Source organism: Microvirgula aerodenitrificans DSM 15089, from assembly GCF_000620105.1.
Lineage (GTDB): Bacteria > Pseudomonadota > Gammaproteobacteria > Burkholderiales > Aquaspirillaceae > Microvirgula > Microvirgula aerodenitrificans.
Window position 1 is genome coordinate 27,129 of record NZ_JHVK01000013.1, and the last position, 14,205, is coordinate 41,333.

Here is a 14,205-nt window from a genome sequence, read left to right on the forward strand (position 1 = left end):
GCTTCAGCTCGGGTCCGGCGCGTGCATCAGGGTGTGCAGCGCGTCGACGACATCCTGCAGCGTACGGACCGACTTGAAGGTTTCCGGGTGCAGGCGCTTGCCGACCAGCGGGCGCAATTTCACGATCAGGTCGACCGCGTCGATGCTGTCGATGTCGAGGTCTTCCTTCAGCCGGGCTTCCGGCCGGATGCGCTCGGCATCGATTTCAAAACATTCCTGCAGGGTGGCCGACAGGCGGTCGAAAATGTCCTGTTTGTTCATTCTGTTCTCTCTGGCTGGCGGCGAAACGGGGAACGCCGCACGGGTTGCTGTCAGGTCGGGGGCGCCATCAGCGCTGGCGGCTCGCCGCGACGAAGGAAGCCAGGGCGCGCACGCTGGCGAAATGGCGGCGGGTTTCTTCCGCTTCGGCCGACAGGCTGACGCCATAGCGCTTCTGCAGCACCAGCCCCAGTTCCAGCGCGTCGATGGAGTCGAGGCCGAGGCCGTCGACGAACAGCGCCGCTTCCGGGTCGATGTCGTCCGGGGTCACGTCTTCGAGATTCAGGGAATCGATGACAAGCTGTTTGATTTCCAGCTCAAGGGATTGCATGGATCGGGATCTCCGTCGAAAAGTAATGGCTCAGATAGCGGGTCAGTTGCCGTACGGCCAGCGCTTCGCTGCCGTCGGCTTCCAGAAAGGGCGCGACTTCGATGTCGTCACGGACATCGAAGGAAAAATCGATGATGCGCGGCGGCACCTTCCACCATGGCAGTTCCTTGCTCAGCGCGGGCGGCGAGCAGCGAATATGCACGGGTGTCATGTCGCAGCGTCCGCGAATGGCGATATTGGCCGCGCCGCGCTGCAGTTGCAGCGGCCGGCCGGGGGTGGTGCGCGTGCCTTCGGGGAAGATGATCAGATTGTTGCCTGCCCGCAGCGACGCGATGCAGTCGTCGATCACGCCGACGCCGGAATCGTTGCAGATGTAGCTGGCGGCCCGGACCGGGCCGCGGGTGAACGGATTGCGCGCCAGCCCGGCCTTCACCACGCAGTCGGCGTTCGGCACCATGGCGATCAGGAAAACCACGTCGATCAGGCTCGGGTGATTGGCCAGAATCAGCTGTCCGCCGCGCGCCAGCCGCTCCTGCCCGCTGATCCGGTAACGCAGCAGACCGAGCCCGCACATGATGTCGACGAACAGGCGGAACGAATGGTGGATGGCCAGCCGCGCCCGCCGCGTGCGGCGCACCGGATCGCGATCCAGCCACTGCAACAGCGGAAAGTACGCCAGCCACAGCAGCAGGCCGCCGAGGCCGAAGACGGAAAAGGCCAGCCCGGTTGCCAGCAGGCGCCAGGCGCGACCGGCGCGTTCAGTCATGCCGGCACCATTGCCATTGCCGCACCCCGACCCGGCGGGTATAGGCCGGCCGGTCCGACAGCAGAAAGGCCAGCGCGGCCAGATCCGGCGGCAGCACGCCGTCGGCCACGCACTCCCGGCCGGCCTCGCCGGTACAGAGGCTCAGCCCGCCCGTGTCGGTGGCCTCCAGCCGACAGGCCCAGCCGCGCGGAAAGGTGACCCGGTCGGCAAATGCCTGGTAGCGCGCCGGCAGCGGCTCGTCATACACCACGACCATGACCGCCGGCGCCCCGTCGGCCAGCAGGCCGCCGGCTTCGACAAAGGCGGCTTCGACGGTTTCGTCACCGGCGGCGATCGCCGAGTACGGCTGGACATCGTGACGGGCAATCGAGTACAGCGCACCGATGGCATTGTGAACCGACAGACTGAACGACGCCGGTGACACCTGGCCCTCGCTGACCAGCGAGTCGAGCAGGGTCAGCGAGCGGCCGACTTCGCCATGGCGCGACGCAAGCACGACCGGGCAGGCATCGTCGTCGGCCTGGCACGTGTAGGCGGTTTCCAGCGCGACCCGGCCCAGCGGATCGAGCCGTCGGCGCATCATCGCCGGCATCGCTGCCAGCGCCGGCTTGCCATCGACCGGCAGCGGAAACGGCGCCGCCAGCCAGCGCAGCCAGCTCTCGCTGTCCGTCAGGCCGGGCGCCCATGCGGCCCAACGCACCATTTTCCACCTCACCGCCATCACCAGTCGTTCCGTTTTCTCATGCGTGCCCGGCACGGATTCCGGGGAAATCCGCGCAATTCTTTTGGCATATAAAATATGGCGGACATTTTAATCCATGCCGCGCATAAAGCCCATAAATGGCGCGATGATGGCCGTCAGTACGTTGTTTCCGCCCAACGCCGGCGGGTATGGCAGCGAGGAATTCTGAACGTTATTGGCGCATTTCCCGCAGCGGCCAATTAACTAACGATTAATTCCAAAATAGAGAAATTCTGAATCTGGGTTCAACCCTGTGACCCGCGCTCGCGCACCGACAACAGGCCGGCACGGATCAGCCGGGCGCGGGTGACGCTGCGGCTGAGGCCGAGCAAGCGGGCGGTATGGACCTGGTTGTCCTGGCTGCGTGCATAGGCAAAACGCAGGATCGCCGTCTCGATTTCTTCGAACAGCCCCTCCCGTCGGTCCTCGGCGCACAGGGCATCAAAGGCCTGCTCCAGCAGCGCCATTCCGGTCGAAGGCGCCATGGGCGGCAGCGCGACGGGGACCGCTTCGGTCGCCGCTGGCGCAGACAGGCTGTCCAGGCGGGTCAGTTGCAGGTCATCGGGGCGGATCTCGCCGTCGCGACACACCAGCAGGGTGTGATGGATGACGTTTTCCAGTTCGCGGATATTGCCGGGCCACGCATGCCGGCGCAGCTTGTCCTCGGCGCGGGCATCGATGCGGATGCGCTCGTAACCGAGCCGCGACTGGTACAGGCGGATAAAGAAGTGCGCCAGCGGCAGGATGTCGCCCGGCCGGTCACGCAGCGGCGGCAGTTCGAGCCTGACCACGTTCAGCCGGTAGAACAGGTCTTCCCGGAAGCGGCCGGCGGCGATGGCCTGTTCCAGCTGGACATTGGTCGCCGCCACAATGCGCACGTCGATCGGCACCGGCTTGCGCGCGCCAAGCCGCACCACTTCGCGCTCCTGCAGCACGCGCAGCAGCTTGACCTGGATCGCCAGCGGCAGGTCGCCGATCTCGTCGAGAAACAGGGTGCCGCCATTCGCAGCCTCGAACCAGCCTTCCCTGGCGGCAAAGGCGCCGGTAAAGGCCCCCTTCTCGTTGCCGAACAATTCGGCTTCAACCAGGTTTTCCGAAAAAGCACCGCAGTTCACCGCCACGAACGGTCCGTCAGCGCGCACGCTGAGCGCGTGCACGTGACGGGCGATCAGTTCCTTGCCGGTTCCGGTTTCGCCCATGATCAGCACACTGGCATCGCTGGGCGCCACCCGGCGGATGCGCGACAGCAGCGCCCGCGACGCCGGGTCCTCGAACACCTGCGCGGTCGCGCGGATCGAGGTGGCCAGCGCCTGGGCATTGGGAAGTGTCAGCAGCGTCATCGGCGGGGCGACCCCGGCTGCGGGTGCAGGACAGACAGGATGGGCAGGGACATCAGGAATAAAAGGATGGCGCGGGCGGCTGCTGGTTCAGCGCCCAGTCTCCGAGTTCGCGGAGCTTGTAGTCTACGGGATCGTGCAGGGTCTGCGTTCGCAGATTGCGCCAGTGGCGATCCAGCCGCAGTGCGGCATGGGTGGCACGCGCGCCGGTGACTTCGAACAGCCGGGTGCAGACATCCAGCCCGATCCGCGTCGCCGCCACCTTGGCACTGGCGATGCTGACCGCCAGCCGGCCGCGCTCGTCCGCCGTCAGGGCGTCGCCGCACGCCCAGGCATCGTCCAGCATCCGCGCCGCACGTTCGACCAGTGCGCGCACGCTTTCCAGGCCAAGCCAGAACTCGCCGTAGTGATTGAGCACGTACGGGTCTTCGCCAACCGTCGCCGCCGCGGAGCGATGCCATGGTCGCGCCTCGTGCAGCGAGAAATGCCGCGCCTCGTCGAATGCGCCCTCGGCGATGCCGAGATAGACGCAGGTCAGGGTCAGTTGGGCAATCAGCGGCCGCAGGCACGAGAACGGCGTGGTCAGCGGACCGGGGTCGGCCAGGATCTCGCTGTTCTCCACCCTCACCTGCTCGAACTGCACCGTGCCGCTGTCGGTCTGGCGCTGGCCGATGCTGTCCCAGTCATCCAGCAGGGTGATGCCGCTGCGCGCGGTCGGCACGGCGGCAATCAGCAGCCGCTGGTCATCGGCATGCCGCGCCGACACGATCAGCATTTCCGAGTCCAGTGCGCCGGAGCAGAAGCGCTTCTGCCCGGCAAACAGGTAGTGGCCCGGCCGCGGCCGGGCCTGGGTGCGCGGATCGAGCGGGTTCAGCGCATTGCCCCAGAACCACTGCCGCCGCGCGGTATGCTCGAACCACGGCTGCCACTGCGCCGGCCCGGCGAACAGGCGCACGGTCGCCAGCATCAGATGCTGGAAACCGAACACATGGGCGATCGACGCATCGACGCGGGCAAAGCGGCGCACGATGGTCAGCATCTCGCTCCAGCTGGCCCCCAGCCCGCCGAACTCGCGCGGGATGGCCAGCGTCAGCAGCCCGCTGCGCCGCAATGCATCGCGCTCGGCCTTCGGTGTGCCACCCGCCTGGTCGCGCGCCACGGCCGTGGCGGCGAAGCGCTGCGCCAGTTCATCGGCAATGGCGAAGATATCGTCGTGACGCGGGCGGGCACGCCCGGCGATCGGCGGGGCCAGGGTATTCAGCATCGGCGTCTCCGTCAGGCTGCAGGGCGTTCGCGCATCGGCACGATGTCGTTGGCAATCATTTCCCCGAACGGGCCGGTCAGGTTGCCGCTGCTGGCCACGCGCTCACGCAGCCCCAGCGGCAGCAGCGGAAACACCAGCTCGGCGAAGCGGTACGCTTCCTCCAGGTGCGGGTAACCGGAGAAAATGAAGCTGTCGATGCCGAGCGCCGCGTATTCGAGAATGCGTGCCGCCACGGTTTCCGGATCGCCGACCAGCGCCGTGCCGGCACCGCCGCGGACCAGACCGACGCCGGCCCACAGGTTCGGCGCAATTTCCAGCTGGTCGCGGCGGCCGCCATGCAGTTGCGACATGCGCCGCTGCCCTTCCGAATCGAAGCGCGAGAACGACTGCTGTGCGGCGGCGATCGTCTCGTCCGACACCTGCTCGATCAGCTTGTCGGCAGCGGCCCAGGCTTCGGCGGCCGTCTCGCGCACAATGACGTGCAGGCGGATGCCGAAGCGCACCTCGCGCCCGAGCCGCCGGGCGCGGGCGCGCACGTCGGCGATTTTCTCCGCCACCGCCTGCGGCGGCTCACCCCAGCTCAGGTACACGTCGACCTGCTCGGCGGCCAGGTCGTGCGCCGCATCCGACGAGCCGCCAAAGTACAGCGGCGGGTACGGCTGCTGCAGCGGCGGGTACAGCGCCCTGGCCTTTCTGACTTTCAGGTATTCCCCGTCATAGTCGACGCTTTCGCCCTGCAGCACGCGGCGCCAGATATGCAGGAATTCGCGCGCGGCCGCATAGCGCTGGCCATGGTCGAGAAACACGCCGTCGCCCTGCGCTTCGTCAGGATCGCCGCCGGTCACGACATTGATCAGCAGCCGGCCACCGGACAGCCGGTCCAGCGTCGCCGCCATCCGCGCCGAAACCGTCGGCGAAATGATGCCGGGCCGGACGGCGACCAGATAACGCAGTTGCCGGGTCAGCGGCGCCAGTGCGGACGCCACCACCCAGGCATCCTCGCACGAGCGCCCGGTCGGGATCAGCACGCCGTAATAGCCCAGTTCGTCGGCTGCCTGGGCAATCTGTTTCAGATAGGCCAGCGTCACCGGGCGGGCGCCGTGCGACGTGCCCAGATAGTGGCCGTCGCCGTGGGTCGGTAAAAACCAGAAAACCTGCATGGTCGCTTTCTGTATCGGGGGAGTCGGGAACAAGGGTGAGGTCATTCAGGCCGCCAGCAGCTCGGCCGCCCCCCGGGCCTGCCTGGCCCGCAGCAGCGGCAGGGCCCGCTCGACCGCCAGGTCGATGCGCGCCTGCAGCGCCGGGCTGCTGACCCGGTAGTCGCTGAAGTCGGTTTCGGTGCCGTATACGCCGATCGGCAGCGTCAGCGACTGGAAGAAGCTGAACAGCGGCCGCAACTGGTGATCGATCACCAGCGCATGGCGGTCGCTGCCGCCGGTGGCGGCCAGCAGCACCGGGGTGTCGACCAGCGCGTTCTGGCCAACCAGATCGAAGAAGTGCTTGAACAGGCCCGGATAGGTGCCGCGGAACACTGGAGCGGCGACAATCAGGAAGTCGGCCGATTCGACGGCCGCAAACTGTCTGCGTACGGCCTCCGGCAGGGCCGATACCGAAAAGGCGCCGCCGAGTGCCTTGCCGATATCGCTGATTTCGATCACGTCGATATCGACCGGCAGCCGCTCGGCAAAGCGCTCCAGCAGGGCTTCCACCAGGGCGGCGGTGCGGGACGGGCGCTGGAAGCTGCCGATGACGGCAGCGATTTTCAGTCTGTGTTGCATGGCATGAACTCCTGTTGGTGCAGCCATCGGCCCGTGGCCGTGGCGAGGGATGGGGTCAGTACGCGCCATGGCGCGGAGGCGGTGTGCCATTCAGGCAGTGGTCGCCGATCACGCGCGCCTGTTGTCGCGCGGGGCGACCGGCGTCATGACGACGGGCGTCGCGCCAGTGCCGGTCCGGGCGGGCGGCATCCGCCAGCAGGCGGCGACCGGCCAGCTCGAACACGGCAGCGCCAGCCTGCGACGCCAGATCGGCGCACAGCACCCGCGCCGCCGTGACGGCCAGCGCGGCCGCATCATGAATGGTCTGGCCCGGCACGGCGGTCAGCGCATCGACCTGCAGTGCCGCGTCGTCGAGCAGCGCACCGGCAGCGGCCTGGCAGGCGCCGAGCCAGCCAAAGCGCGCCAGCCGCTGCGCATCGTGGTCATGGCGCAAGACGGCGGCGCTGTCCGCCAGGGCGGCATCGGCGATGCCAAGGTCGATGGCAGCATGCAGCAGCTGGGCCAGCGGTCCGACCCGGCCCGGCGTGTCGAACACCACCCGGTACGGAATCACCGCCAGTGGCCCGACCTCGACCTCGTCGATCGCCACGCCGCCATCCGCTTCGACCCGCAGGCCGGCACTGCCGCGCGGGACAAAGGCCAGCAGCAGGTTGCCATCGCCGGATCTGACCGACAGCGCCACCCAGTCGGCCTGCGCCGCGCCACCGGCATCGCACTTGCGTCCGTCGATGCGGTAGTGACCGTCGACGCAGTGAATGCGGGTTTCGATCCGGCAAACCTCGTCGACACCGGTTTCCGCCAGTGCGGCGGCAAAGCGTTCGCCGTCCAGCGCCCGCCGGAAAAACGCCTGTTTCTGCGGCTCGCTGCCGGTGGCGCGCAACACTTCGAGCACCGCGTAGTGGCTGTGCGCGATACGGGCCAGCGCCGGGTCCCCGGCCGCCAGCAGACGGATCAGCTGCGCCAGGGTGCCGCTGCCGACACCACCGCCGCCATACGCCTTCGGCACGGCCACGCCGCCCAGCCCGCTGGCCCGGAACTGCGCCAGCGCGTCGGGGACACCGCCCTGCAGCCGCAATGCCAGTTGTCGCGCCGCATCGAGCGCCTGCGCGTCATCGGCGCGGGATGCCGTATCAGTCGATGGCGCCGGTCGACGGCGGCGGCGGGGTACGGGAGAAACGGTCATGAGGATTCCAGTCAGAAAGGGGCGCGGAGAGGCGCGGCAGACGGCAGGTCCAGCAGCCGTTCGCCAAGCTGGCGGCAACTGTCGGCGGATGGCGCGTACTGTGCATGGGCCCGGGCATCGCGCCAGCAGCGATCGCGGTCATCGCCATCGACAGCCGGGACCGGCCCGGCCAGCTCGAACAGCGCATCGACCGCACGCAGCGCGATATCGCCGCACAGCACCCGGGCCTGGAGCACCGCCACATCGGCGTCGTTGCCGGCATCCAGCGCGCGGGCAGCGTGGCGCAGCAGTGTCTGCGCCGCAGACAGCCGCACCTGCAGTTCGCCGATCGTCGCCAGCAGCGCATCGGTCTGCGCCCCCGGCCGGCGCCGGGTGCCATCCAGTGCGGCCGCCGCCATGCCGGCGTCGATGGCAGCGGCATACAGCGCCACCGGCGATGGCGACCGGGCCGCCCCGTCGAGGTCGAACACCCACTTCGCCGCGACCGTGACCTGCGTCAGCCGCAGCGTGCCGCCAGCGACGGTGCGCAGCCCGACCGGCACCGCTTCATCCTCGATATCGAGGCCATGCGCGTTATGTGGCACCAGCGCCAGCCACGTCCGCTGCCGGGCATCCCGGGCCGGCACCGCCAGCCACTCGGCAAAGCCGGCGCCGGCGACCTGGTGCAGCTCGCCGTTCAGACGCAGCGCGCCGCCGGAATCCGGTTCGCCATCGACAGTGCCGGCCGGCGCGGAGGCGAAATGCCGTCCCTGCAGCAATTCGCGGTACAGCAGGCGCTGTTGCGCCCCGCCCGCCGTCCGCAGCCGTTCCAGCGTGTCGACATGGGCGAGCAGGATGCGGGCAATCGACGGATCGGCCGCCGCCAGGGTGCGAAAGATCGCGGTCAGGGTCTGGCGCGATACCCCGGCACCGCCGTGCTCGCGCGGCACGGTCACCGCCCACAGCCCGGCGCGGGTCATGGCCGCCAGTTCGTCCCATGGCAGGCGCCGCTCGCGGTCGCGCACGGCAGCCCCCGGCGCGAATTGCGCGGCCAGGGTACGGGCGGTGTCCAGTGCTTCATCGTCGCTGCGGATCAGGTGCACGGCGATGTCGACGATCGGTTCGATGGCGCGGATGGTCATCAGGGGCTCCGGCAAGTTTCTGATAACTGTTCAGCAGCTTGCGTGCCAGAAACCCAACCTTCTGTTATATAAGCCTTTCCCCGTTCCGCGCGCCGATCTCTGTACGAATCCGGACAGTGGCACTGTCCGGATTCGTACAGCGGCATGGCCCCGATGCGGGAAATGCAGCAGCGCCGGTCGTCGGCAGACGGCCCGGTCTGCTATCGTTCGGTCTCGTTCCGGCATGCCGGCCCCACCTACCGGCCCTCGCGGCCTTCACCGGGAGACTCTCGCCCCATGGCTCAATACGATCTCGACCTGTTTGTCATCGGCGCCGGTTCCGGCGGGGTACGCGCGGCGCGCGTCGCCAGTCAGCACGGCGCACGCGTCGCCATCGCCGAAGAAGCGAATTTCGGCGGCACCTGCGTCAACCGCGGCTGTGTGCCGAAAAAACTGTTCGTGTATGCGAGCCGCTTTGCCGCCGAGTTCGAACAGGCCGCGGCCTATGGCTGGCAGCTGCCGAAGCCCGCCTTCGACTGGCCGACGCTGCTGCGGAACAAGGATGCCGAGATCGCGCGTCTGGAAAGCGTGTACCGCCGCAACCTCGACCAGGCCGGCGTCACCATCCATGCCGAACGTGCCGTACTGGAAGATGCGCACACCGTGCGTCTGAGCACCAGCGGCAAACGCCTGACCGCCGCCCATATCCTGATTGCCGTCGGTGGCCGGCCACATGCCGGCCCGGCCTTCCCCGGCCAGGAACTGGCCATCACCTCGGACGAGGTGTTCCACCTGCAACAGTTGCCGCGTCGCATCCTGATTGTCGGCGGCGGCTATATCGCCATCGAATTCGCCGGCATCTTTGCCGGACTTGGCGTCAACACCGCACTGCTGCATCGCGGCCCGCACGTGCTGCGCGGCTTTGACGAGGAAATCCGCACCACGCTGGAGGACAGCTACCGCCAGCGCGGCATCCGCATGCTGCTGAACAACACGCTGACCCGGCTGGAGAAAACCGCCGACGGACTGCGCGCCACCCTGGCTGACGGCAGCACGGTCGAGACCGATGTGGTCATGCTGTGCGTCGGCCGCCGCCCGTACACTGGCGAGCTCGGGCTGGATGCGGCCGGCGTGGCCACCGGAAAGAACGGGGAGATCCGGGTCGATGCGCAATCGTGCACCAATGTGCCGTCGATCCACGCAGTCGGCGACGTGACCGACCGCGTCAACCTGACCCCGGTCGCCATCCGCGAAGGCCAGGCCTTTGCCGACAGCGTGTTCGGTCAGCGACCGGCGACTGTCGATCACTCACTGGTACCCACGGCGGTGTTCTCGACCCCGGAAATCGGCACGGTCGGCCCGAGCGAGGAAGCCGCCCGCGAACGCTACCCGGCACTGAAGGTGTATCGCGCCCGCTTCCGGCCGATGAAAACCGCATTTGCCGCCAGCAACGAACCGATGCTGATGAAGCTGCTGGTCGACGGCGAAACCGACCGGGTGGTCGGCGCCCATGTGCTCGGCGAAGGCGGGGCGGAGATGATCCAGTTGCTGGCGGTATCGATCGGCATGGGCGCGACCAAGGCCGACCTCGACCGCACCATCGCACTGCACCCGTCCGCCGCCGAGGAATGGGTGACGATGCGCTGAGTATTCATTGAGTACTCATTGGCCTGCGTGAGCAACCCGGGGTTTTCCCGGTCCCGGCCATGAGGACACCGCCCCCCGGGATGACATCACGGCATGCTTGTGGTCAATCCGACGACCACTGCGCATACAGGCCGGCACGACGGAAGTTGTCACCGTGCTGCTGCGATGGCCCTCCCGGGCTTAACCGCAAATAGCTGCAATCATCTGCAGGCCGCTTTTCCCTGGTCCGGCGAAGGTCCCAATAACCATCCGTGGAAAGAACCCAGGCTTGTCCCCCTGTCTGACTGAGCTCCATCACCTCGGGAGTGGCAAGCCGGCAAGCTTTGAGCACTCGGGTCACAAGATGACGATCCGGTGACCGGCCTGCCTGCGCAAGAGCGGCCTCAAGGGTATGCACAGGGGTCTGCCACTGTTCTTGCTGCCCCTTTTCCTGTGACCCGACCCGGCAATCTCCGCAAACAAATGCGGTGCAGGGATGATCGTCATGAGGAATGAGCAATGCAGCAAAACACGCTCTTTCCTGGAACAACTTCGCCTGGCGAAGAGGTTGTCTGGCCTCCTGCATCATGCCGATGACGCGGTCAGCGGAAGGAGGGTGCTCAGGTAGCTGTTTCAACAAGGCGTCCAGCCAGATGGCATTGAACAAAGACGCATCGTTCCCCTTGCCCGAAGCATCCATGATGATGGCAAAAGTGTAGGCGTCACTGGCATATAGCCCCCCGGCATCACGGTTCTCATTTTGTTCTGTGCCCTTGACGCTGGCCCAGTGAAAACCGTACCGCCGGGCGCCATTCATGCGCCGCGGCCTTGAACGGCAATCAGCCGGATACGGTCAAACAGCGCCTCTTCTCTTGATATGTCGTTATTGGCTGCAGCTTGAACTGCATAGTCGAAATCCCGGTGCATTTGCAGTGCCGCCATCTGTGTACCGACATACGCCCTCAGTGCGGCGGGAGCATCCAGTATTTCACCGATCAATTCCGTGCGACCATCAATCAGCGTCAGGATGTCTTCAATATCCCGGCTCTCTATCGGATCATCATTTCCACGCTGCAGGTATGCTTCAAGCTTTGTAGCCATGAAGTATGTTGGCGGTATCAGCCGGATAGTGAGTTGAGCAGGCAGCACATATGGCTCTGCTTTCAGGAAGGCGTCCCGGTACCACTGATTCGTAAAGCCCAGGACGCTTGCATCGTCCGGCATAAAATCAACGCGCAGTTCTCCCAGCCGCATGGCGCAGACAGGATCCTCACTGGAGACAAGGGAATCCCTGAATCCCTTGCTGCGCAGCTTCTCGACCAGCACGTGCCATCCGACAGTGCTGATCACGTGAACAATCAGATCAACGTCGTCAGTATGTCGGACCTGCCCTTGAGAATAGGTGTCTGTCACGAATAGTGCCGTGGTGCATCCCCCGACAAAAGCAACCTCATTGCACAGTTCCTGGCCCATTGCTTGTGCCACAGCAGTTATCATCGCAACGTGGTTTGCCCGACTTGCCATTTTTCAGCCTCGAAGCAATTTTTCGAGTTCAGCAATAGCCAGGCTGCGTTCCCTGGGCAACCCAAGCCGGATCGAGTCTACCGCGGCCAGCATGGCATACAGTTCCGCATCGTGAATCACCGCCATCGGGACTGTTTTGTAAAGGGGCGCCACGGCCGGGCCTGCAGCGTTGCCTTTTGCGTATGGCCATACCGGAACCGCGTCTCCCGAATGCAACTTGCCCTGAAAAATCGGCGCGGTAAGACAGGTTGCGATTCCGCGCGTGGTCTCCTGCATCCTGACCGGGAAAACATAGCGGATACCGTAAACGAGAAACTCCAGCAATGCCCTTGTGTTGACTGCTGGAGGCTCGCCTTTTCTGCCGGGTCTGGCGAGCCCGCTGAAAAAGCAGCGGGACATCACATTGCTGACCTCTGATTTGCCTATGCCAGTGAGCCGGGCAAGTCCTCTTGCACTATACCGGCCAAAGGGCGCTTCCCCCGCCCCGGGATCATCGACAGGCTCCCCGCCCTCGATATCCCGTGACCACGCCACTGACTGGTCGTCCGCAGGGTAGTCATATCCGCTGCCCGTACCTTCATGTCGCCCAAGGGCGACCAGCTTGAGCAACAAAAAGACATCTTGACTCTTCATATTCGTCACAACCAGCACGTCCACAGTCCATGGACAATGGACACACTGTCACCATCAGGCGTTGCGTTGTCAAGTGTGGAGGACGCCGCCGCCTTTCAGAGCGGAAAACAAGGAAAAAGGGCCATGACGGCCCTTGAAGGTAAAGCGCAATGCGCTGATCAGCGATCCAGCCCGGCCAGCAGCAGGTACTTGATCTCGACGTAGTCTTCGATGCCGTACTTCGAGCCTTCACGGCCGAGGCCGGACTGCTTGATGCCGCCGAACGGTGCGGCTTCGTTCGAGATCACGCCGGTGTTGATCCCGACCATCCCGTACTCGAGCGCTTCGCCGACACGGAAGATGCGGCCGATATCGCGGCTGTAGAAATAGCTCGCCAGGCCGAATTCGGTATCGTTGGCCATCCGGATGACGTCGGCCTCGGTGTCGAACCTGAACAGCGGGGCCAGCGGGCCGAAGGTTTCCTCGCGGGCGACCTTCATGTCCTGGGTCACGCCAGTCACGATGGTCGGCTCGAAGAAGCTGTGGCCCAGCGCATGGCGCTTGCCGCCGGCAATGACCTTGCCGCCCTTGGCCACGGCGTCGGCGATATGCTCCTCGACCTTCTCGACCGCCTTCTCGTCGATCAGCGGGCCCTGGGTGATGCCGGCGGACGCGCCGTCGCCAATCTTCAGTCCGGCCACGGCGGCGGCGAACTTCTCGGCAAACGCATCGTAGACGCCGGCCTGCACGTACAGCCGGTTCGCGCAGACGCAGGTCTGGCCGGCGTTGCGGTACTTGCTGATCATGGCGCCTTCGACGGCGGCATCGAGATCGGCATCGTCGAAGACGATAAACGGCGCATTGCCGCCGAGTTCCATCGACACTTTCTTGACCGTGCCGGCACACTGGGCAATCAGTTCGCGGCCGATTTCGGTCGAGCCGGTAAAGCTGAATTTGCGCACCAGGTCGCTGGCGGTCATTTCACCGCCGATGGCAGCGGCCGAGCCGGTAATGACGCTGAACACGCCGGCCGGCACGCCGGCGCGGTGGGCGAGTTCGGCAATCGCCAGCGCCGACAGCGGGGTCTGGCTGGCCGGTTTGACCACGATCGGGCAGCCGGCGGCCAGTGCCGGGGCGGCCTTGCGCGTGATCATGGCATTCGGGAAGTTCCACGGCGTCACGGCAGCACATACGCCGATTGGCTCCTTGATCACCAGCACGCGCTTGTCGTTCTGATGGGTCGGGATGGTATCGCCGTAAATGCGCCGGGCTTCCTCGGCATACCATTCGATATAGCTGGCGCCGTAGGCGATCTCGCCCCGGGCTTCGGCCAGCGGCTTGCCCTGTTCGGCAGTCAGGATGGCCGCGAGGTCATCCTGCGCCGCCATCATCAGGTCAAACCATTTGCGCAGGATGCCGGCGCGTTCCTTGGCGGTCTTCTTCTTCCACGCCGGCCAGGCGGCATTGGCCGCTTCCAGCGCGCGCCGGGTTTCCGCCGCCCCCATGCGCGGCACGCGGGCGATCACTTCGCCGGTGGCCGGATTGGTGACCGGCAGGGTTTCGCCGTTGTCGGCGTCCAGCCACTGTCCGTTCACATAGCACTGCTGGCGCAACAGTCCCGGATCTTTCAGGTTCAGCATATGGATTCTCTCTCTCGTGTTGGCCACAACGACACGCCGGCCCC

General features: G+C 66.0%; 15 protein-coding genes. 1 reads left to right on the plus strand and 14 read right to left on the minus strand.

Annotated elements, in window-relative coordinates; all coding sequences use genetic code 11:
* Nucleotides 1-3: 3 nt before the first annotated feature.
* From Q352_RS0111850 to Q352_RS20855, 10 genes are all read right to left on the minus strand, one after another.
* Nucleotides 4-261 carry an acyl carrier protein gene (locus Q352_RS0111850; protein WP_028499532.1) on the minus strand — a complete coding sequence of 86 codons (258 nt, stop codon included), beginning with the start codon at nt 259-261 and terminating at the stop codon, nt 4-6.
* Nucleotides 262-328: 67 nt separating this feature from the next.
* Nucleotides 329-589: a phosphopantetheine-binding protein gene (locus Q352_RS0111855; RefSeq protein WP_028499533.1), complete on the minus strand. Its 261-nt coding sequence runs from the start codon at nt 587-589 to the stop codon at nt 329-331.
* Nucleotides 576-1,355, minus strand: coding sequence for a lysophospholipid acyltransferase family protein (locus Q352_RS0111860; RefSeq protein ID WP_028499534.1), 780 nt, complete (start codon nt 1,353-1,355; stop codon nt 576-578). Before Q352_RS0111860 ends, Q352_RS0111855 begins: the two co-directional genes overlap by 14 nt.
* Entirely contained in the window at nt 1,348-2,058 is a 711-nt protein-coding gene (locus tag Q352_RS0111865) for a beta-ketoacyl synthase chain length factor (RefSeq protein WP_107889280.1), read from the minus strand. Before Q352_RS0111865 ends, Q352_RS0111860 begins: the two co-directional genes overlap by 8 nt.
* Before the next feature lie 284 nt (nt 2,059-2,342).
* A complete protein-coding gene (locus tag Q352_RS20845) occupies nt 2,343-3,437 on the minus strand; it encodes a sigma-54 interaction domain-containing protein (protein WP_051528901.1) in 1,095 nt (364 codons plus the stop codon).
* 52 nt (nt 3,438-3,489) lie between these two features.
* Complete coding sequence (locus Q352_RS0111875) at nt 3,490-4,698, minus strand: acyl-CoA dehydrogenase family protein (protein ID WP_084300106.1); 1,209 nt, start codon at nt 4,696-4,698, stop codon at nt 3,490-3,492.
* 11 nt (nt 4,699-4,709) lie between these two features.
* The gene (gene ssuD, locus Q352_RS0111880) at nt 4,710-5,858 is read right to left on the minus strand and encodes an FMNH2-dependent alkanesulfonate monooxygenase (RefSeq protein WP_028499537.1); all 1,149 of its coding nucleotides are present in this window, start codon (nt 5,856-5,858) and stop codon (nt 4,710-4,712) included.
* A gap of 45 nt (nt 5,859-5,903) precedes the next feature.
* Nucleotides 5,904-6,476, minus strand: coding sequence for an FMN reductase (msuE, locus tag Q352_RS0111885; protein ID WP_028499538.1), 573 nt, complete (start codon nt 6,474-6,476; stop codon nt 5,904-5,906).
* Nucleotides 6,477-6,531: 55 nt separating this feature from the next.
* A complete protein-coding gene (locus Q352_RS20850) occupies nt 6,532-7,659 on the minus strand; it encodes an acyl-CoA dehydrogenase family protein (protein WP_084300108.1) in 1,128 nt (375 codons plus the stop codon).
* An 11-nt stretch (nt 7,660-7,670) separates the two neighbouring features.
* Nucleotides 7,671-8,780: an acyl-CoA dehydrogenase family protein gene (locus tag Q352_RS20855; protein WP_051528903.1), complete on the minus strand. Its 1,110-nt coding sequence runs from the start codon at nt 8,778-8,780 to the stop codon at nt 7,671-7,673.
* Between the two features lie 276 nt (nt 8,781-9,056).
* Between Q352_RS20855 and gor the strand changes: the two genes are divergently transcribed.
* Nucleotides 9,057-10,406, plus strand: coding sequence for a glutathione-disulfide reductase (gene gor, locus Q352_RS0111900; protein ID WP_028499539.1), 1,350 nt, complete (start codon nt 9,057-9,059; stop codon nt 10,404-10,406).
* Between the two features lie 103 nt (nt 10,407-10,509).
* Here gor and Q352_RS0111905 read toward each other — a convergent pair whose 3' ends face one another.
* The 4 genes from Q352_RS0111905 to gabD form a co-directional block, all read right to left on the minus strand.
* Complete coding sequence (locus tag Q352_RS0111905) at nt 10,510-11,202, minus strand: hypothetical protein (RefSeq protein WP_028499540.1); 693 nt, start codon at nt 11,200-11,202, stop codon at nt 10,510-10,512.
* Nucleotides 11,199-11,858, minus strand: coding sequence for a hypothetical protein (locus Q352_RS0111910; RefSeq protein WP_199489804.1), 660 nt, complete (start codon nt 11,856-11,858; stop codon nt 11,199-11,201). The genes Q352_RS0111905 and Q352_RS0111910 overlap by 4 nt, the downstream gene beginning before the upstream one ends.
* Before the next feature lie 54 nt (nt 11,859-11,912).
* Nucleotides 11,913-12,560, minus strand: coding sequence for a hypothetical protein (locus Q352_RS0111915; protein ID WP_199489805.1), 648 nt, complete (start codon nt 12,558-12,560; stop codon nt 11,913-11,915).
* Between the two features lie 140 nt (nt 12,561-12,700).
* Nucleotides 12,701-14,161, minus strand: coding sequence for an NADP-dependent succinate-semialdehyde dehydrogenase (gabD, locus tag Q352_RS0111920; RefSeq protein WP_028499543.1), 1,461 nt, complete (start codon nt 14,159-14,161; stop codon nt 12,701-12,703).
* Between the last annotated feature and the right edge of the window lie 44 nt (nt 14,162-14,205).